Consider the following 18,665-nt stretch of genomic DNA (forward strand, 5'->3'; position numbering starts at 1 on the left):
GAGTAAACGACAATGCAACGCTATTCGGGCTTCGGCCTTTTCAAACACTCCCTCAGCCACCACGAGAACTGGCAGCGCATGTGGCGCACGCCGACCCCTAAAAAGGTCTACGACGTGGTGATCGTTGGCGGTGGCGGCCATGGCCTGGCCACGGCCTACTACCTGGCCAAGGAACACGGCATCACCAACGTGGCCGTGATCGAAAAAGGCTACCTGGGCGGTGGCAACACTGCCCGTAACACCACCATCGTGCGCTCCAACTACCTGTGGGACGAGTCGGCCCACCTGTACGAGCACGCCATGAAGCTGTGGGAGGGCCTGTCCCAGGACCTCAACTACAACGTCATGTTCTCCCAGCGCGGCGTGTACAACCTGTGCCACACCCTGCAGGACATGCGTGACTCCGAACGTCGCGTGTCGGCCAACCGCCTGAACGGCGTGGATGGCGAGCTGCTGAACACCGCCCAGGTCGCGGCCGAAATCCCGTACCTGGACTGCTCGAAGAACACCCGCTACCCGATTCTTGGTGCCACCGTGCAGCGCCGCGGCGGCGTGGCCCGTCACGATGCCGTGGCCTGGGGCTTTGCCCGTGCCGCCGACGCCCTGGGTGTGGACCTGATCCAGCAAACCGAGGTGATCGGTTTCCGCAAGGAAAACGGTGCCGTCATCGGCGTGGAAACCAACAAGGGTTTCATCGGCGCCAAGCGCGTCGGCGTGGTCACCGCCGGTAACTCGGGGCACATGGCCAAGCTGGCCGGCTTCCGCCTGCCGCTGGAATCGCACCCGCTGCAAGCCCTGGTATCCGAGCCGATCAAGCCAATCATCGACAGCGTGATCATGTCCAACGCCGTACACGGCTACATCAGCCAGTCCGACAAGGGCGACCTGGTGATCGGTGCCGGTATCGACGGTTGGGTCGGTTACGGCCAGCGCGGTTCGTACCCGGTGATCGAGCATACCCTGCAAGCCATCGTCGAGATGTTCCCCAACCTGTCGCGCGTTCGCATGAACCGCCAGTGGGGCGGCATCGTCGATACCTCGCCGGACGCCTGCCCGATCATCACCAAGACCCCGGTCAAGAACATGTTCTTCAACTGCGGTTGGGGTACTGGCGGCTTCAAGGCGACCCCGGGTTCGGGCAACGTCTTTGCCGCGAGCTTGGCCAAGGGCGAAATGCACCCACTGGCTGCGCCGTTCTCCATGGACCGCTTCTACAACGGCGCACTGATCGACGAACACGGCGCCGCCGCCGTCGCCCACTAACCGGAGACACCGTCATGTTGCATATTTTCTGTCCCCACTGCGGCGAGCTGCGCTCCGAAGAAGAGTTCCACGCCTCTGGCCAGGCGCACATCGCCCGCCCGCTGGACCCGGCCGCCTGCTCCGACGAGGAGTGGGGTACCTACATGTTCTACCGTGACAACCCACGCGGTATTCACCACGAACTGTGGGACCACGTTGCCGGCTGCCGCCAGTACTTCAACGTCACCCGCGACACCGTGACCTACGAAATTCTGGAAACCTACAAGATTGGCGAAAAGCCGCAAGTGACCGCCAACGGTAAAGCTGCCAGCGCACCGTCCGCCGTCAAAGGCCAAGGGGAAAAAGTATGAGCCAGACCTATCGCCTCGCCAGCGGCGGCCGTATCGACCGCAGCAAGGTCCTGAACTTCACCTTCAACGGCAAGACCTACCAGGGTTATGCCGGTGACAGCCTGGCCGCCGCGTTGCTGGCCAACGGCGTCGACATCGTTGGCCGCAGCTTCAAGTACTCGCGCCCTCGCGGCATCATCGCCGCCGGTACCGAAGAGCCGAACGCCATCCTGCAGATCGGCTCCAGCGAAGCCACCCAGATCCCCAACGTGCGTGCCACCCAGCAGGCGCTGTATGCAGGCCTGGTCGCCACTAGCACCAACGGCTGGCCGAACGTCAACAACGACGTCATGGGCATCCTGGGCAAGGTCGGCGGCAGCATGATGCCGCCGGGCTTCTACTACAAAACCTTCATGTACCCCAAATCGTTCTGGATGACTTACGAGAAGTACATCCGCAAGGCAGCCGGCCTGGGCCGTGCACCGCTGCAGAACGACCCGGACAGCTACGACTACATGAACCAGCACTGCGACGTGCTGATCGTCGGTGCCGGCCCTGCTGGCCTGGCAGCAGCACTGGCCGCCGCGCGCAGCGGTGCCCGGGTGATCCTGGCTGACGAACAGGAAGAGTTCGGCGGCAGCCTGCTCGATACCCGCGAAACCCTGGACGGCAAGCCTGCCGCCGAATGGGTCAGCGCCGTGGTCAAAGAGCTGGAAGGCCTGCCGGAAGTGACCCTGCTGCCACGTGCCACGGTCAACGGCTACCACGACCATAACTTCCTGACCATTCACGAGCGCCTCACCGACCACCTCGGCGACCGCGCCCCGATCGGCCAGGTACGCCACCGCGTGCACCGTGTGCGCGCCAAGCGCGTGGTACTGGCTGCCGGCGCCCACGAGCGGCCGCTGGTGTACGGCAACAACGACGTGCCGGGCAACATGCTGGCCGGTGCCGTGTCCACCTACGTACGCCGCTACGGCGTGGCCCCGGGCCGCAAGCTGGTGCTGTCGACCAACAACGACCACGCCTACCGCGCGGCGCTGGACTGGCACGATGCCGGCTTGCAAGTGGTCGCCATTGCCGATGCCCGCCACAACCCGCGTGGTTCGCTGGTTGAAGAAGCGCGTGCCAAAGGCATCCGCATCCTTACCTCCAGTGCCGTGATCGAGGCCAAGGGCAGCAAGCACGTGACCGGCGCCCGTGTGGCGGCGATCGATGTGCAGGCGCACAAGGTCACCAGCCCTGGCGAAACCCTCGAGTGCGACCTGATCGCTTCGTCGGGCGGTTACAGCCCGATCGTTCACCTGGCATCGCACCTGGGCGGTCGCCCGGTATGGCGTGACGACATCCTCGGTTTCGTACCGGGCGATGCGCCGCAAAAACGCGAATGCGTGGGTGGCATCAATGGCGTCTACGCCCTGGGCGATGTGATTGCCGATGGTTTCGAAGGCGGCGTTCGCGCGGCCACCGAAGCTGGTTTCAAGGCCACCGTTGGCACCCTGCCGAAAACCGTTGCGCGCAAGGAAGAGGCCACCGTGGCGCTGTTCCTGGTACCGCACGACAAGGGCACCAAAGGGCCGAAGCAGTTCGTCGACCAGCAGAACGACGTGACCGCCGCTGGTATCGAGCTGGCCACCCGTGAAGGTTTCGAGTCGGTCGAGCACGTCAAACGCTACACCGCGCTGGGCTTTGGTACCGACCAGGGCAAGCTGGGCAACATCAACGGCCTGGCCATTGCCGCCCGTTCCATCGGCATTACCATTCCGGAAATGGGTACCACCATGTTCCGCCCCAACTACACGCCGGTCACCTTCGGCGCGGTAGCGGGCCGCCACTGTGGTCACCTGTTCGAGCCCGTACGCTTCACCGCCCTGCATGCCTGGCACGTGAAGAACGGCGCCGAGTTCGAAGACGTCGGCCAGTGGAAGCGCCCTTGGTACTTCCCCAAGGCTGGTGAAGATATCCATGCTGCCGTGGCCCGCGAATGCAAGGCCGTGCGTGACAGCGTGGGCCTGCTGGACGCCTCCACCCTGGGCAAGATCGACATCCAGGGCCCGGATGCCCGTGAGTTCCTCAACCGCATCTACACCAATGCCTGGACCAAGCTCGACGTGGGCAAGGCCCGCTACGGCCTGATGTGCAAGGAAGACGGCATGGTCTTCGACGATGGCGTAACCGCCTGCGTCGGCGACAACCACTTCATCATGACCACCACCACCGGCGGCGCTGCACGCGTGCTGCAGTGGATGGAGCTGTACCACCAGACCGAATGGCCAGAGCTGAAGGTGTACTTCACTTCGGTCACCGACCACTGGGCCACCATGACCCTGTCCGGCCCCAACAGCCGCAAGCTGCTCAGCGAGCTGACCGACATCGACATGGACAAGGAAGCCTTCCCGTTCATGACCTGGAAGGAAGGCAACGTAGGCGGTGTACCGGCCCGGGTGTTCCGTATTTCGTTCACCGGTGAGCTGTCGTACGAAGTGAACGTGCAGGCCAACTACGCCATGGGCGTGCTGGAACAGATCATCGAGGCGGGCAAGAAGTACAACCTGACCCCGTATGGCACCGAGACCATGCACGTTCTGCGCGCCGAGAAGGGCTTCATCATCGTCGGTCAGGACACTGACGGCTCGATGAACCCGGACGACCTGAACATGAGCTGGTGCGTGGGCCGCAATAAGCCGTTCTCGTGGATCGGCCTGCGTGGCATGAACCGCGAAGACTGCGTGCGTGAAAACCGCAAGCAGCTGGTGGGCCTGAAGCCGATCGACCCGACCAAGTGGCTGCCCGAAGGCGCCCAGCTGGTATTCGATCCCAAGCAGCCGATCCCGATGGACATGGTTGGCCACGTGACTTCCAGCTATGCGTCGAACTCGCTGGGCTACTCGTTCGCCATGGGCGTGGTCAAAGGCGGCCTCAAGCGCATGGGCGAGCGCGTCTACTCGCCGCAGGCAGATGGCAGCGTGATCGAGGCGGAAATCGTGTCTTCGGTGTTCTTCGATCCGAAGGGTGAGCGGCAGAACGTTTGAGGCCCCGGCACCAATGGTCCCTGGTTGGAATGAGGTCTCTGTGGGAGCGGGCGTGCCCGCGAAGAGGGCGGTGAATCCACCCTCGCATTCGCGGGCATGCCCGCTCCCACAAGGCCGGCGTTTCCTGCAGGCATCGTGGTCGACAACAGAATTCAAGGCAGGTAAGAAATGAGCGCTATCAACGTCTTCCAGCAAAACCCCGGCGCCGAGGCCAAGGCCCAGTCGCCACTGCACCACGCAGACCTGGCCAGCCTGGTTGGCAAAGGCCGCAAGAACGCAGGCGTAACCCTGCGCGAAAAGAAGTTTCTCGGCCACCTGACCCTGCGCGGCGATGGCCATGACCCGGAATTCGCCGCGGGTGTACACAAGGCCCTGGGCCTGGAGTTGCCAGTTGCCCTGACCGTGGTGGCCAACGGCGACATGTCGCTGCAATGGGTCGGCCCCGATGAGTGGCTGCTGATCGTGCCTGGCGGCCAGGAACTGGCGGTCGAGCAAAAGCTGCGTGCAGCCCTCGAAGGCCAGCACATCCAGGTTGTCAATGTGAGCGGCGGGCAAAGCCTGCTGGAACTGCGCGGCCCCCATGTACGTGAAGTGCTGATGAAGTCCACCAGCTATGATGTTCACCCGAACAACTTCCCGGTGGGCAAGGCCGTCGGCACCGTGTTCGCCAAGTCGCAACTGGTGATCCGCCGTACTGCCGAAGACACCTGGGAACTGGTGATTCGCCGCAGCTTTGCCGACTACTGGTGGCTGTGGCTGCAGGACGCTTCGGCCGAGTACGGCCTGAGCATCGAGGCTTAAGGAGCGCAGAACATGAGTCGGGCACCGGATACCTGGATTCTCACCGCCGACTGCCCGAGCATGCTCGGCACCGTCGACGTGGTGACGCGTTACCTCTTCGAGCAGCGCTGCTACGTGACGGAGCACCACTCCTTCGACGACCGGCAGTCGGGGCGTTTCTTCATTCGCGTGGAGTTTCGCCAGCCGGACGATTTCGATGAAGCCGGCTTTCGCGCCGGCCTTGCCGAGCGCGGCGAAGCGTTCGGCATGGTGTTCGAGCTGACCGCCCCGAATCACCGCCCCAAAGTGGTGATCATGGTGTCCAAGGCCGACCACTGCCTGAACGACCTGCTGTATCGCCAGCGCATTGGCCAACTGGGCATGGACGTGGTCGCGGTGGTGTCCAACCACCCCGACCTCGAACCCTTGGCGCATTGGCACAAGATCCCGTACTACCACTTTGCCCTCGACCCCAAGGACAAGCCTGGGCAAGAGCGCAAGGTGTTGCAGGTCATCGAGGAAACCGGTGCCGAGCTGGTGATTCTTGCGCGCTACATGCAAGTGCTGTCGCCTGAGCTGTGCCGGCGCCTGGACGGCTGGGCGATCAACATCCACCACTCGTTGCTGCCCGGGTTCAAGGGCGCCAAGCCTTATCACCAGGCCTACAACAAGGGCGTGAAGATGGTCGGTGCCACGGCGCACTACATCAACAACGACCTCGACGAAGGGCCGATCATTGCCCAGGGCGTCGAGGTGGTGGACCACAGCCATTACCCGGAAGACCTGATCGCCAAGGGTCGCGACATCGAATGCCTGACCCTGGCGCGGGCGGTGGGGTATCACATCGAGCGGCGGGTGTTCCTCAACGCCAACCGGACTGTAGTTCTGTAATGACCTGTGCCGGCCTCTTCGCGGCTAAAGCCGCTCCTACAGGTACTGCGTGAACTCAAAGCCAGCGCAGTACCTGTGGGAGCGGGCAAGCCCGTGAAGCAGGCGACGCGGTGTATGGCACCGGCTACGCCGGTGATCGCCGGCAAGCCAGCTCCCACAGGGATATCACAGGCCACCACCTCTGTTTCCCCCATATCCTCCAACGACAAACCTGCCGCTAAAAGGCATCTCCCTGTCGCTCCCAGTCAGTGCACCCGGCCCCATCAGGCCCACAATTCCCCTCATCCAGAAACACATGCCGCCCAAGGATGGCGGCGCGTTCAACCACCGCTGCATAAATAAAAATCAAGCGAGGTAAGAGCATGTCTGGCAATCGTGGAGTGGTATATCTCGGCGCCGGCAAGGTCGAGGTGCAGAAGATCGACTACCCGAAAATGCAGGACCCACGCGGCAAGAAAATCGAGCATGGCGTGATCCTGAAGGTGGTCTCCACCAACATCTGCGGCTCCGACCAGCACATGGTCCGCGGCCGCACCACTGCCCAGGTCGGCCTGGTTCTGGGCCATGAAATCACCGGTGAAATCGTCGAGAAAGGCAGCGACGTCGAGCGCATGCAGATCGGCGACCTGGTTTCGGTACCGTTCAACGTTGCCTGCGGCCGTTGCCGCTCGTGCAAAGAGATGCACACCGGTGTGTGCCTCACCGTCAACCCGGCCCGCGCCGGCGGTGCCTACGGTTACGTCGACATGGGCGACTGGACCGGCGGCCAGGCCGAATACGTGCTGGTGCCCTACGCCGACTTCAACCTGCTGAAACTGCCCGAGCGCGACAAGGCCATGGAGAAGATCCGTGACCTGACTTGCCTGTCCGACATTCTGCCAACCGGCTACCACGGCGCCGTCACTGCCGGCGTAGGCCCAGGCAGCACCGTGTATGTCGCTGGTGCCGGCCCGGTCGGCCTGGCCGCCGCTGCCTCGGCGCGCCTGCTGGGCGCTGCTTGCGTGATTGTGGGTGACCTCAACCCGGCCCGCCTGGCCCACGCCAAGTCCCAGGGCTTTGAAGTGGTCGACCTGTCCAAGGACACCCCGCTGCACGAGCAGATCGTCGATATCCTCGGCGAGCCGGAAGTGGACTGCGCCGTTGACGCCGTCGGCTTCGAGGCCCGCGGCCATGGCCATGAAGGTGCCAAGCACGAAGCCCCGGCCACGGTGCTGAACTCGCTGATGCAGGTTACCCGCGTAGCCGGCAACATCGGTATCCCGGGCCTGTACGTGACCGAAGACCCGGGCGCGGTGGACGCTGCCGCCAAGATCGGCGCGCTGAGCATCCGCTTCGGCCTGGGCTGGGCCAAGTCGCACAGCTTCCACACCGGCCAGACCCCGACCATGAAGTACAACCGCCAGCTGATGCAGGCGATCATGTGGGACCGCATCAACATTGCCGAAGTGGTGGGCGTGCAGGTGATCAACCTGGACCAGGCGCCGGAAGGGTATGGCGAGTTTGATGCCGGGGTGCCGAAGAAGTTTGTGATCGACCCGCACAAGATGTGGGGCGCGGCGTGATCGCGTAACGAAACAAGAAGCCCCTCATTTCGAGGGGCTTTTTTATGGATTTTCTGAACCTTGTACGGCAAGCACCGAGCCCATCTGATCGGTGGCCAGCAGGCCGCCGGCTTGAGTGTCGTCTGTACTCAGCTCTGCCAGCGGTTGCTTCGCATTGCGGAAGATTGCGCGATGGCAATTGCCGTCTATTATCGTGATGATATCGTTGCCCTGGTAGAAGATGAGCATCCTGTTCGGTGCGTTGTTCATGGTTGAAGTCCCTGCCGCAGTGGATGAATGGGAGCTGCCTGGCGCCTATTCTGGGCCGTTGCAGGGATTTTGATACTGGCAAAAATAACAGTTTGATAAGCTGGCACGGTTGTGGGAGCGGGCATGCCCGCGAAGAGGCCAGCCCTGCCAACCCATCACTCAGCGCATCATCCCCAACTCAGCATCATCCATCAGCGCCTTGGCCAACGCGCTCAGATAATGTGAAGCCCAGAGCAACTGCGGTTTGTTGTCCATCAGGCCGTCAATGGTCAAATCCCGCACATAGCCCATCAGTTCCGACGCTTGTTTCAGCAGCACCGCCTGCTGCGCGACCGTTTGCGCGTACTTTCAGAAGCCTCCTACAAAAAAGTGGAAAAAACGGAAATCTGAGGAGATTAGCTCGCCGGGCGTCCAAGCCGTTCGAGGAGTGGGGAGGTTGGCACAGCCTTCATACAGTGCTTGTTCAATGCCGCCTTACAGACGGAATTCGTGTTTACCCCGTACAAGATGGGAGGCATGGCATAAGGTGCCAAAACTGTTGCGACAAGCGTTTCGTTGTCGCCCTAGTTTTGACTTGCCCTAAAAAAAGCGAATCTGCACTCTCTCCTAATTCTTGCGGAGCTAAACCGCGGTGTCTCGTGCATTTACAATTTTGCGTATGTTTCGTGCACTTCGAATTCCGAGGAGGTTATCGAGGAAATTAACTTTCTCTGTTACTCTGTAGGTGATTGATCTGGCTTCATTTTTTGTTGTTTTTATCAGTCCGTGGATAGTTCCTGAGTAAGCGATAACAGGGGCGCCTGTGAGCTTCGAGAGTCCCATGGCTAATGAGTCATATCCTTGTTCAGGACTGTTGGCGCCGTGGCATGTAATTAGATGTATAGGCTCTTTTTTGCCGCGATCTAATTTGCGGAGCTGGTTATATAAATCGTCAGCGTCCCATAAAGTGTTCGGGGCTGCTTGTATTGCGCCACGTGTTCCATGTCCCGCAATTGTCAGTATGCGCTCTCCAGGCTGCAGAGGGTGCTTCGCGTCATATATTACGTGCCCGAATCTAGGGCTTCCCTGGCTTATGTACTTTCCACTGAAACGACGATAACTTCGGAAGAATGGGAAGTGTCCTGTAGGGTCGCTGATGTTGACGGGGTCTCCTAGAGCAAACGCGTAATTGTTCAGTCCACCTTTGCCAAATGGACTCTCAGTATCTGTACTGTGGAAACGCATCAGCTGTGGAGAGTAATTTCGATATCCATTCCCGAGCAAATAACCTTTCTTGTCCGCTAGTAATGGCTCTCCTTTGAATGCCGTTGTTAGGAGGTCGCCGCTGATGGTGTATCCGAACGGGGTAAAAAGTGTGTGCAGGGTTGCAACCGGGCTTGCGCTTGCCATCAGACTGTTTTGCTCGTCGCAAGTCAGAAGCTTCAGTGTAATGGTACTTTCTCTTGATTCGCTTTCGGCTAAAATTACGTTGGGTGACCTGACGATTGAAATGCTGGTGTTTTTTTCAATTAGAGTGCATGGGGAAGAGGCGTTATAGAATATTTTCACTGATATTTCTCCCTGTGTCAGTCATCGTGGAGCACCCTTGCGGAAGTCGGTGCGCTTCTAATAGGAGAATATTTTACATCGCTAAGTGGATGTGCCCGATGTTTATGTAGCTCAGTTTATAGGCGGCTATGTCAGTTGTTAACTGACAAAAATATCAGGTACCCAGTTGGGCAATTGGAAGCGCGTGCAACCCCGGCAGCCGCCCCGGACCAAACCCGCAAATCTCCAGGCGAGGCGCCCGAGGCGCAGGCCAATCTGCTCAACACCTTGGACAGTAAATTGAACATCACCCCTTAGCAGGCCGTGGGCGGGGCTGGGGCGATGTTGGGGTTGGCGCGCAACAATCTCAGCAGCGACGACTATGGCCAACTGACCAAAGCGGTGCCGGGGCTGGACCTGCTGTCTGGTGCCAATGCCCTGGGTGGGTTGAGTGGTTTGGGGGATTTGCTGGGCAAGAACAGCCAGAGCCAGTCTGCGTTGAGCAATGCGCGGGGCGCGCTTTGCGGCTCTTTTGCGGCACAAGGCCGTTCCTACACAAGGGCCGATATAGTCAGGCGGCTGCCCGCCTGACTTGATCATAACCTCGTTCGCTGCCGCATCGGCCTGATGGCGACGCTGGCTTTCCAGCGATGAGGCCAACCCAGGCGAAACATGCGTGCGATTTAGTGCAGCATTGCATCCGCCGGTCGTTGAACCTGGGCGAGGGCCGACGCCAACAGTCCTACAAGTAAGTGGAAAAAGCTGAAAATTAAGATGGAGCGCCTAGATTATTCTCGTCGCCCAGGTCCAATCCAAGCTGAACGGATAGTCTCTGCAATGTGCTTATATGTTAAAGGCCAGCATCCCTCGTCTTAGGCTCTACGGAGGCTATGCTTGATGTTTTTCGGTCTGTAGGAGTGGTCACCATATTCTCGAGTTGCAAGAAGCAATTGGAGATTTCCAATCTGCGCGGCATCGCATGCGGTCGCAATTAGCAAATTTGTTAGGTGACAAGCAGCCCGGAACAAACCCTCGCCCCCCCAGTCAAACACCCCGTTTCCCAGGCCATCCCGGCCAACGAGGTCCCTCCCGATGAAAGCATTCACCCTGGCAACCCTGATGACCCTGGCCGCAAGCCCGGTGTTCGCCTTCAACCTCAGCGACGCCGCCAACGCCGTATCCGCCATGCAAAACCAGCAACAGCAAGGCCAGGTACAGGCGCCCCAGGCGCAGGCCGATCTGCTCAACACCTTGGGCAGCCAGTTGAACATTACCCCCGAACAGGCCGTGGGCGGGGCGGGGGCCATGCTGGGTTTGGCACGCAACAGCCTGAGCAGCGAGGACTATGGCCAGTTAACCAAGGCGGTACCGGGCCTGGACCTGTTGTCGGGTGCCAATGCCCTGGGCGGGCTAAGCGGCTTGGGGGATTTGCTTGGCAGCAGCAAGGGTAGCCAGTCGGCTTTGGACAAGGCATTGGGTAACGACGTGCAGAACCGTAGCGATCTGGACAATGCCTTCAAGGCACTGGGTATGGATACCGGAATGATCGGGCAGTTCGCGCCGTTGCTGCTGCACTACCTGGGGCAGCAGGGGATTGCTGGTTCGTTGCTGCAGAACCTGGGGAGTTTGTGGACGACGCCAGCGCCGTTGGCTCAGCCTTCGGTCTGATGGCTCTTTAGCGCCAGGGCTGGCATCGCAGCCGTTGAAGGCTGGCGCTGTCCTGTAGGAGCGGCCTTGTGTCGCGAAAGGGCCGCGCAGCGGCCCCAGGATTTCAGCTTCGCGTCAAAGATAGCCGGGGCCGCTGCGCGGCCCTTTCGCGACACAAGGCCGCTCCTACAAGCGACCGCGCAAGCCCGGGAAAGCGGAGTCAAGCCCAGGACGGCGGAGTCAGGCTGTTTTCTGTGAAGTCCACCAGGCGCACCGGGCGGCGGAAGCCGGCGGTCAGTACCGCCAGGTAGGCAAGGCCCAGTGCAAACCAGCACAGGCCGATCACCAGCGTCAGCGCCGACAGGCTGGTCCACAGCCACAGAGCCAGCTCAGGCAACGCAAGGCTTGAAGCCCTTAATGCAACGTCCGCGGCTCAAAAGGCAACTGGACCTGGATCAAGGATGCCTCAAGCAGCGCTCGCAACGCCTCGAGTTCATGCATCGTCGCCATGATCAGTACCGAGCCTGGCGACTTGGGCTGCAGCAGCACCGCCTGCTGCGCGACCGTTTGCGCGCACAGGGCGTACTCCGCGGCCTGGATGAGTGTTTCTTCTAGGGAATGGTAAGTGTGGGGTGGATCGGGGACGATCTTAAGCATGCTGGATGACCTCTAAGTGATGCCACCACCGGTCTGCTGTCAAACAAGAAGGAGGCAGCTGGACATGGGTTGACAGACCGGTAGGTCAACCAAAACCCGGCGCACATGAGTGCCCCATGCACAGCTGCCATAACGGCAAAAGCCATGTGGTTGACGAGTGCGGCCTGTCAAAGCCGGTTGCTGATTTCGCAGCGACCGCCCGAGACTAGAGCCCAGCCCAGATCATCCCGTTCCAGCCCTGGAAAGTCACTACTCAGTTGAATAAGGCCCTCCTGACGGCGGAAACTTGATGGGGTAAGCTCTCAAAAAACTCTCCAATCCACTCCGGCTCTGCGGTTTCATCCCTCCTAGCCTGCCGCCGTGCTTTGAAAGCCGCGGCTAAGCGCTCCTTTAGCCCAGCCCCCTGTTCTGGCCCAACAGACTTGTCTACGTAGCTGGGAAGTTTTTCTTGCTGCTTTCTATAGAGATTATCGCGATTTTCTTCGGCAGGTGCTAACTTTGCTTGGTATTTTCTAAGACTCTTTTCGTATTTATCGGGATTTTCTATCATATTCACGGTGTCTTTGAGTAGTTTATTAGGTTTGTATTGGTATTCATTTTCAATATAGTTTACTTTTCTCTGTGCCTTGTTGGCCTCATTTACCAAATTTTTAATTTTTGAATTGTAGTATTTGGATTCTGACTCAATATTCCTGAACTTGGGCGAGAGACGCCTTAATATTCTGTATGCTATATGACCCGAATTATCTGTATGGTTTGTGGGGTCGCCAAAGCAGTAGCTATAAGCGTTCAAGCCACCACTGGCAAAGGGACTAAAAGAGTCTGGGCTACAAAACCGCTGTAGTTGCGGACGGAACAGCCGATAGCTACCTAATAGGTAGCATAAGGTCCGCGGGTCACGCCATTGACCGTTGAAGGCCAATAGCACGGCGTCTTCCGAGGTATCCAGATGGCCGTAAGGTGAGTACGTCATGACCCTGTCGAGTAGGCCCAAGACAGAATTGGCGCGATCGCTCGTCAATAGTTTTGTGGCCTGCGCTCTTTCGAGTTGCGCCAAAGCTGTATCTTGCACGCGGACAATATGACGGTGCCCGTGCGGAGATACTGTTGTGGTTAAATGACCATTTTGATAGAAGAGTAAAGAATTGTCATTTGACATTTTTTTCAAGCGCAGGCCGGTCGCTTCGCAAGCTGGTTCGGTTCTTCCGTTTGTTTTGTTCGACATAATATTCACCCAACAGTTGTCGGAGTGCTTGATGCTGCGCGAAGCATTGCATAACCACAACTGGTAGTTTTGCTAGTTATCAGACGGTGGGAGCAAGCCCAATGAGCGCCAGTCAGATCTCTCGTTTTCCAGGCCATTCTGCTCAACGAGGCCCCTCTCGGAAAATCAGCAACAGCAAGGCCAGGTACAGGCGCCCCAGGCCCAGGCCGATCTGCTCAACACCTTGGGCAGCCAGTTGAACATTACCCCCGAACAGGCCGTGGGCGGGGCGGGGGCCATGCTGGGTTTGGCACGCAACAGCCTGAGCAGCGAGGACTATGGCCAGTTAACCAAGGCGGTACCGGGCCTGGACCTGTTGTCGGGTGCCAATGCCCTGGGCGGGCTAAGCGGCTTGGGGGATTTGCTTGGCAGCAGCAAGGGTAGCCAGTCGGCTTTGGACAAGGCATTGGGTAACGACGTGCAGAACCGTAGCGATCTGGACAATGCCTTCAAGGCACTGGGTATGGATACCGGAATGATCGGGCAGTTCGCGCCGTTGCTGCTGCACTACCTGGGGCAGCAGGGGGTTGCTGGTTCGTTGCTGCAGAACCTGGGGAGTTTGTGGACCACGCCAGCGCCGTTGGCTCAGCCTTCGGTCTGATGGCTCTTTAGCGCCAGGGCTGGCATCCCAGCCGTTGAAGGCTGGCGCTGTCCTGTAGGAGCGGCCTTGTGTCGCGAAAGGGCTGCGCAGCGGCCCCAGGATTTCAGCTTCGCGTCAAAGATTGCCGGGGCCGCTGCGCGCCCCTTTCGCGACACAAGGCCGCTCCTACAAGCGACCGCGCAAGTCCGGGAAAGCGGAGTCAAGCCCGGGAACGCGGAGTCAGGCTGTTTCTGTGAAGTCCACCAGGCGCACCGGGCGGCGGAAGCCGGCGGTCAGTACGGCCAGGTAGGCAAGACCCAGGGCAAACCAGCAAAGGCCGATCACCAGGGTCAGCGCCGACAGGCTGGTCCACAGCCACAAGGTCAACGCCAGGCCCACCAGCGGCACGAGGCCATAGCACAGCAGCCCCTTGACGTTGCGCTGCGCTCCGTCATCCATCAGGTGGGTCTTCACCACCGCCAGGTTTACCGCCGAAAACGCTACCAGCGCACCAAAGCTGATCAGCGAGGCCAGGGTCGCCAGGTCGATCACCAACGCCAGCAGCGAAAACGCCGACACCAGCAAAATGGCGAACACCGGGGTACCGAACCGTGGCGACAGGTAACCGAAGCTGCGCCGCGGCAGCACGTTGTCACGGCCCATGGTGAACAGGATGCGCGACACTGCCGCCTGCGAGGCCAGCGCCGAGCCCAGGCTGCCGGCAACAAAAGCTGCGGTGAAGAAGTTGGCCAGGAACTGCCCACCCGCCTTGAACATCACCTCGTTGGCCGCCGCATCGGCATTGGCGAAGGTGGTGCCCGGCATGACCAGCTGGCTGACATAGGCCAGCACGGTGAACAGTACGCCAGCGAACAGGGTGGTGAGGATGATCGCCCGTGGCACGTCGCGGCGGGCATCGCGGCATTCTTCAGCCAGGGTCGAAACGGCATCGAAGCCAAGGAACGACAGGCACAACACCGCCGCACCAGCCATCAGCGCGCCAAAGCCAGGTTGTGAGCCGTCACCCAGCAGCGGCGACAGCAGGTCGAGCGGCTGGCCGGCCAGCGTTTGGCATGACAACGCCACGAATACCACGATGAAGACGATCTGCGCGCCGACGATCAGGTTGCTGGTTTTGGCCACCGAATGAATACCGACTACGTTGAGTACGGTAACCAGGGCGATCGAGGCCAGCGCAATGGACCACGCCGGGATGGCCGGGAAGGCGATATTGAGGAACAAGCCGATCAACAGGTAGTTGATCATCGGCAGGAACAGATAGTCGAGCAGCAGCGACCAGCCAGCGAGGAAACCGACGTTGGGGCCGAAAGCCATGTTGGTGTAGGAGTACGCCGAGCCTGCCACTGGGAAACGCTTGACCATGAAGCTGTAGGACGCGGCGGTGAACAGCATGGCCACCAGGGTGACCATGTAGGCGCTGGCGGTGCGGCCCCCGGTCAGCTCTGTCACGATGCCATAGGTGGTGAAGATGGTTAGCGGGACCATGTACACCAGGCCGAAGAACACGAGGGCCGGAAGGCCGAGAACACGGCGAAGCTGAGCGGAGTTGGAGCTGGGTGGGTTGGCCATCGAACGATCCAGAGCGTTTTTTTAGTTGTGCTTTGGTCGATTTTTATCCACTTGAGTGGGGGATGACAAAAAAGTAATCCTTATGTTGATTATTAGCCTGGCTTTTAATCGTATTGTTGGGCTGCCTAAGCGGGCCGCGGGTGGCAGCCCAAGCCCGAAGGTAGCACCACCCTGCGTAGGAGCGGGTTCACCCGGGAAGAGGCCCCATCAGGCGGTAAAGACCTCAGCCCATCTCCCCCCGCAGTTGCTCGATCCGCTGGTCCTTGTCCAACCACAACTGGTTCACCCAGGCCTGCACGGTCTGGCGGAATTCAGGATCGTTCTCGTAATCCCCCGCCCATAATCCAGGGTCCAGCTCACGCACCTGAATGTCGATAATCACCCGGCTAATGCTGCCATTGAGCAAATCCCAGAACCCCGGCGCCTTGTTGCCTGGGTACACGATGGTCACGTCCAGCAGCGCATCGAGCTGCTCACCCAGCGCCGCCAGCACGAACGCCACGCCACCGGCCTTGGGCTTGAGCAGGTAACGGTATGGCGACTGTTGCGCCTGGCGCTTGGCGTCGGTGAAGCGCGTGCCTTCGAGGTAGTTGACCACGGTCACCGGCTGGCGCTTGAACAGCTCGCAGGCGGCCTTGGTGATCTCCAGGTCCTTGCCCTTCAGCTCGGGGTGCTTGGCCAGAAAGGCCTTGCTGTAGCGCTTCATGAACGGGTAATCCAGCCCCCACCAGGCCAGCCCCAGCAGCGGTACCCAGATCAGCTCTTTTTTCAGGAAGAACTTGAAGAACGGCGTGCGCCGGTTGAGGCTTTCGATCAGGGCCGGAATGTCCACCCAGGACTGGTGGTTGCTCACCGCCAGGTAGGAAGTGTCCTTGCGCAGGTTCTCGACGCCGCGGATGTCCCACTGGGTGGGGATGCACAGGGCAAAGATGGCCTTGTCGATTTCCGACCAGGTTTCGGCCACCCACATCACCGCCCACGAGGCATAGTCACGGCCACGGCCCGGCAACACCAGTTTGAGCAGGGCGAAGACCAGCAGCGGGCAGATCAGCACCAAGGTGTTGAGCAGCAGCAGGGTGGTCGTAAGAATGCCGGTAAGCAGGCGACGCATAAGGAAACTCTTGTTGTATGAAATTGGCAGGGCGCAATGATAAGCAGCGCCGGGGCCTACGCCAAATGTCCGATGCCCGGCGGCAGGAACAAATGTTTCACAACATGTTGGATAACCTTGTGACAACGAACCTATCCTGCCAGTGCAGTCTAAGCACTGACCTCTTTGAAGGAAGCCTGCCTGTGAAACCTTTGCTTGCCCTGTTGTCGTTGTTGTCACTGCCGGTGATGGCCGCCGACCCTACCCTCTACGGCCGTTACGAGAATATCGCCCTGCCCGAGCTGGGCGAAACGTTGAAAGCCAAGATGGATACCGGCGCCTTTACCGCGTCGCTGTCGGCCAAGGATATCGAGTTGTTCACCCGCGATGGCGATGAGTGGGTGCGCTTTCGCCTGGCGACCAAGGACGCCGATGGCAAAGTTTACGAGCACAAGGTCTCGCGTATCAGCAAGATCAAAGGGCGGGCCGATGAGGAAGACGAAGGGGATACGCCAGAAGTTTCCAAGCGCCCGGTGGTCGACCTGCAGTTGTGCCTGGGTGACGTGAAACGCACTGTTGAAGTGAACCTGGTGGACCGCAGCAACTTCAACTACCCGCTGTTGATTGGCTCCAAGGCGCTGCGCGAGTTCAAGGCGGCGGTCAACCCAGCGAAGAAATTTACTGCTGGCAACCCAGACTGCTGATACGTAGCTTGAGGGAGGGCAAACAGCTCGGGCGCTGATTGGGTCAGGATTGGGCAGTTGTTTCCTGTGGTACCCAGGTGAGGCCTTCGCGGGCACGCCCGCTCCCACAGGTACTGCACAGCTTTCGAATACTGTGCTGTCCCTGTGGGAGCGGGCGTGCCCGCGAAGAGGCCCTTCAGCCCTGCGGAGAAGTGGCGACCATCGACGGCCGCTTGCTCACCTCGGCATACCACGCGGCCAGCCCGGGCTGGTGCTCGCGCCAGCCGAGCTCGGGCTGACGCAGGTCCAGATACCCCAGCGCACAGGCCACGCCAATCGCCGCCAGGTCGAACCCGGACATCAGCTCAGGCAAATGCTCCTGCTCCAGGTTGGCCAGGCTACGGCGAATCTTGTCGCCCTGCGCCTGCAGCCAACCGTCCCAGCGCTTGTCTTCAGGCCGCAGGAAGCTTTCATAACGGCACGATACCGCTGCATCCAGGACCGCATCGGCCTGCGACACCAGCGTCAGGCGCCGCCAGCGCGCCGAGCCTTCGCGTGGCAGCAGCGGCAGGCCGACGTGCTGCTGGTCGAGGTACTCACAGATCACCCGGCTGTCGTGCAGCACGGTGCCGTCTTCCAGGCGCAGCGCCGGGATCTTGCCGATCGGGTTGTCCTGGTTCAGCTGCGGGTCGCCGCTCACCGGGCTGATGTTGACCGGCTGTAGCTGCACCCGCTGCAACTGGCCGGTTTCGTGCAGCACAACCATCACCTTGCGCACGAACGGCGACAAGGGCGAGTGGAACAGCGTCATCGTGCTCATGCTTCAGTTACCTTGCAGGCTGGGTGGCAGGCACACGCCGGTACCGCCGATGCCGCAATAGCCGTCCGGGTTCTTGGCCAGGTACTGCTGGTGGTAGGCCTCGGCGAAGTACACCGTCGGTGCCTGGTCGATTTCGGTGGTGATTTCGCCGAACCCGGCCTTGCTCAGCTCGGCCTGGAAGGCGTCACGGCTGGCCTTGGCCTGTTCCAGCTGTTCCGGGCTGGTGCAGTAGATGGCCGAGCGGTATTGGGTGCCGACATCGTTACCCTGGCGCATGCCCTGGGTCGGGTTGTGCAGCTCCCAGAACATCGCCAGCAGCTCGCGGTAGCTGACCTTGTCCTTGTCGAACACCACCAGCACTACTTCGGTGTGGCCGGTCAGGCCCGAGCAGACCTCTTCGTAGGTTGGGTTCGGGGTGAAGCCGCCGGCGTAGCCCACCACGGTGCTGACCACCCCTTCGCGCTGCCAGAAACGGCGCTCGGCACCCCAGAAGCAGCCCAGGCCGAAGATGGCGAAGTCGATGCTGCCTTCGAAGAACGGGCCGAGCAATGGGGTGTCCTTGAAGACGTAGTGGAACTCGGGCAGGCTCATTGGCGTTTCGCGGCCAGGCAGGGCCTGTTCCGCGGTAGGCATGACGTTTTTGTTCACCAGGATTTCCGAACGCAGGACCATGGCCGTTCCTCTGTGTTTAATCAGTTGGA

The 18,665-nt window shown here is 60.4% G+C and carries 16 protein-coding genes and 4 pseudogenes; 10 read left to right on the forward strand and 10 right to left on the reverse strand.

Annotated features, from left to right (window positions below; genetic code table 11):
- The first annotated feature begins 12 nt into the window (after positions 1–12).
- From K4A76_RS01440 to fdhA, 6 genes are all read left to right on the forward strand, one after another.
- Complete coding sequence (locus K4A76_RS01440; protein WP_003255680.1) at positions 13–1,263, forward strand: sarcosine oxidase subunit beta family protein; 1,251 nt, start codon at positions 13–15, stop codon at positions 1,261–1,263.
- Positions 1,264–1,277: 14 nt separating this feature from the next.
- Positions 1,278–1,613 (forward strand): sarcosine oxidase subunit delta, encoded by a 336-nt coding sequence (locus K4A76_RS01445; RefSeq protein WP_009683373.1) that lies wholly within the window; start codon positions 1,278–1,280, stop codon positions 1,611–1,613.
- Entirely contained in the window at positions 1,610–4,624 is a 3,015-nt protein-coding gene (locus K4A76_RS01450) for a sarcosine oxidase subunit alpha (protein ID WP_047150218.1), read from the forward strand. Before K4A76_RS01445 ends, K4A76_RS01450 begins: the two co-directional genes overlap by 4 nt.
- 168 nt (positions 4,625–4,792) lie before the next feature.
- Positions 4,793–5,425, forward strand: coding sequence for a sarcosine oxidase subunit gamma (locus K4A76_RS01455; RefSeq protein ID WP_115293268.1), 633 nt, complete (start codon positions 4,793–4,795; stop codon positions 5,423–5,425).
- A 12-nt stretch (positions 5,426–5,437) separates the two neighbouring features.
- A complete protein-coding gene (gene purU / locus K4A76_RS01460) occupies positions 5,438–6,295 on the forward strand; it encodes a formyltetrahydrofolate deformylase (protein WP_009683377.1) in 858 nt (285 codons plus the stop codon).
- A 362-nt stretch (positions 6,296–6,657) separates the two neighbouring features.
- Positions 6,658–7,857 carry a formaldehyde dehydrogenase, glutathione-independent gene (gene fdhA / locus K4A76_RS01465; RefSeq protein ID WP_009683378.1) on the forward strand — a complete coding sequence of 400 codons (1,200 nt, stop codon included), beginning with the start codon at positions 6,658–6,660 and terminating at the stop codon, positions 7,855–7,857.
- Between the two features lie 42 nt (positions 7,858–7,899).
- Here the strand turns inward: fdhA and K4A76_RS01470 are convergent, their stop codons facing one another.
- The 3 genes and pseudogenes from K4A76_RS01470 to K4A76_RS01480 form a co-directional block, all read right to left on the reverse strand.
- Positions 7,900–8,106 (reverse strand): hypothetical protein, encoded by a 207-nt coding sequence (locus K4A76_RS01470; RefSeq protein ID WP_274411389.1) that lies wholly within the window; start codon positions 8,104–8,106, stop codon positions 7,900–7,902.
- Positions 8,107–8,265: 159 nt separating this feature from the next.
- Positions 8,266–8,415 (reverse strand): annotated as a pseudogene (locus K4A76_RS01475) (DUF3077 domain-containing protein); the annotation flags it as partial.
- Positions 8,416–8,727: 312 nt separating this feature from the next.
- Positions 8,728–9,654 carry an RHS repeat-associated core domain-containing protein gene (locus K4A76_RS01480; protein ID WP_274411390.1) on the reverse strand — a complete coding sequence of 309 codons (927 nt, stop codon included), beginning with the start codon at positions 9,652–9,654 and terminating at the stop codon, positions 8,728–8,730.
- A gap of 231 nt (positions 9,655–9,885) precedes the next feature.
- Here K4A76_RS01480 and K4A76_RS01485 point away from each other — a divergent pair.
- A pseudogene (locus K4A76_RS01485) lies at positions 9,886–10,149 on the forward strand (DUF2780 domain-containing protein); the annotation flags it as partial.
- 576 nt (positions 10,150–10,725) lie between these two features.
- Entirely contained in the window at positions 10,726–11,301 is a 576-nt protein-coding gene (locus K4A76_RS01490) for a DUF2780 domain-containing protein (protein WP_173887347.1), read from the forward strand.
- Positions 11,302–11,500: 199 nt separating this feature from the next.
- Here the strand turns inward: K4A76_RS01490 and K4A76_RS01495 are convergent.
- From K4A76_RS01495 to K4A76_RS01505, 3 genes and pseudogenes are all read right to left on the reverse strand, one after another.
- Positions 11,501–11,668 (reverse strand): annotated as a pseudogene (locus tag K4A76_RS01495) (hypothetical protein); the annotation flags it as partial.
- Between the two features lie 26 nt (positions 11,669–11,694).
- Positions 11,695–11,937, reverse strand: a complete 243-nt coding sequence (locus tag K4A76_RS01500; protein ID WP_274411391.1) for a hypothetical protein — start codon at positions 11,935–11,937, stop codon at positions 11,695–11,697.
- A 253-nt stretch (positions 11,938–12,190) separates the two neighbouring features.
- Positions 12,191–13,162: an RHS repeat-associated core domain-containing protein gene (locus K4A76_RS01505; RefSeq protein ID WP_274411392.1), complete on the reverse strand. Its 972-nt coding sequence runs from the start codon at positions 13,160–13,162 to the stop codon at positions 12,191–12,193.
- A gap of 160 nt (positions 13,163–13,322) precedes the next feature.
- Here K4A76_RS01505 and K4A76_RS01510 point away from each other — a divergent pair.
- Positions 13,323–13,802, forward strand: a pseudogene (locus K4A76_RS01510) (DUF2780 domain-containing protein); the annotation flags it as partial.
- 219 nt (positions 13,803–14,021) lie between these two features.
- Here the strand turns inward: K4A76_RS01510 and K4A76_RS01515 are convergent.
- Together K4A76_RS01515 and K4A76_RS01520 are read right to left on the reverse strand one after the other, a co-directional pair.
- Positions 14,022–15,371, reverse strand: coding sequence for an APC family permease (locus K4A76_RS01515; RefSeq protein WP_274411393.1), 1,350 nt, complete (start codon positions 15,369–15,371; stop codon positions 14,022–14,024).
- Positions 15,372–15,594: 223 nt separating this feature from the next.
- Positions 15,595–16,482, reverse strand: a complete 888-nt coding sequence (locus K4A76_RS01520) for an acyltransferase (RefSeq protein ID WP_274411394.1) — start codon at positions 16,480–16,482, stop codon at positions 15,595–15,597.
- A gap of 182 nt (positions 16,483–16,664) precedes the next feature.
- Here K4A76_RS01520 and rloA2 point away from each other — a divergent pair, with 182 nt between their 5' ends.
- The gene (rloA2, locus tag K4A76_RS01525; protein ID WP_274411395.1) at positions 16,665–17,165 is read left to right on the forward strand and encodes a retropepsin-like aspartic peptidase RloA2; all 501 of its coding nucleotides are present in this window, start codon (positions 16,665–16,667) and stop codon (positions 17,163–17,165) included.
- A 175-nt stretch (positions 17,166–17,340) separates the two neighbouring features.
- Here the strand turns inward: rloA2 and K4A76_RS01530 are convergent, their stop codons facing one another.
- Both K4A76_RS01530 and msrA read right to left on the reverse strand, forming a co-directional pair.
- Positions 17,341–17,964, reverse strand: a complete 624-nt coding sequence (locus tag K4A76_RS01530) for a glutathione S-transferase (protein ID WP_054913393.1) — start codon at positions 17,962–17,964, stop codon at positions 17,341–17,343.
- A 3-nt stretch (positions 17,965–17,967) separates the two neighbouring features.
- Entirely contained in the window at positions 17,968–18,636 is a 669-nt protein-coding gene (msrA, locus tag K4A76_RS01535) for a peptide-methionine (S)-S-oxide reductase MsrA (RefSeq protein WP_054904284.1), read from the reverse strand.
- Positions 18,637–18,665 lie beyond the last annotated feature (29 nt).

Origin of the sequence: Pseudomonas sp. NEEL19 (assembly GCF_028751975.1) — a bacterium.
Lineage (GTDB): Bacteria > Pseudomonadota > Gammaproteobacteria > Pseudomonadales > Pseudomonadaceae > Aquipseudomonas > Aquipseudomonas juntendi.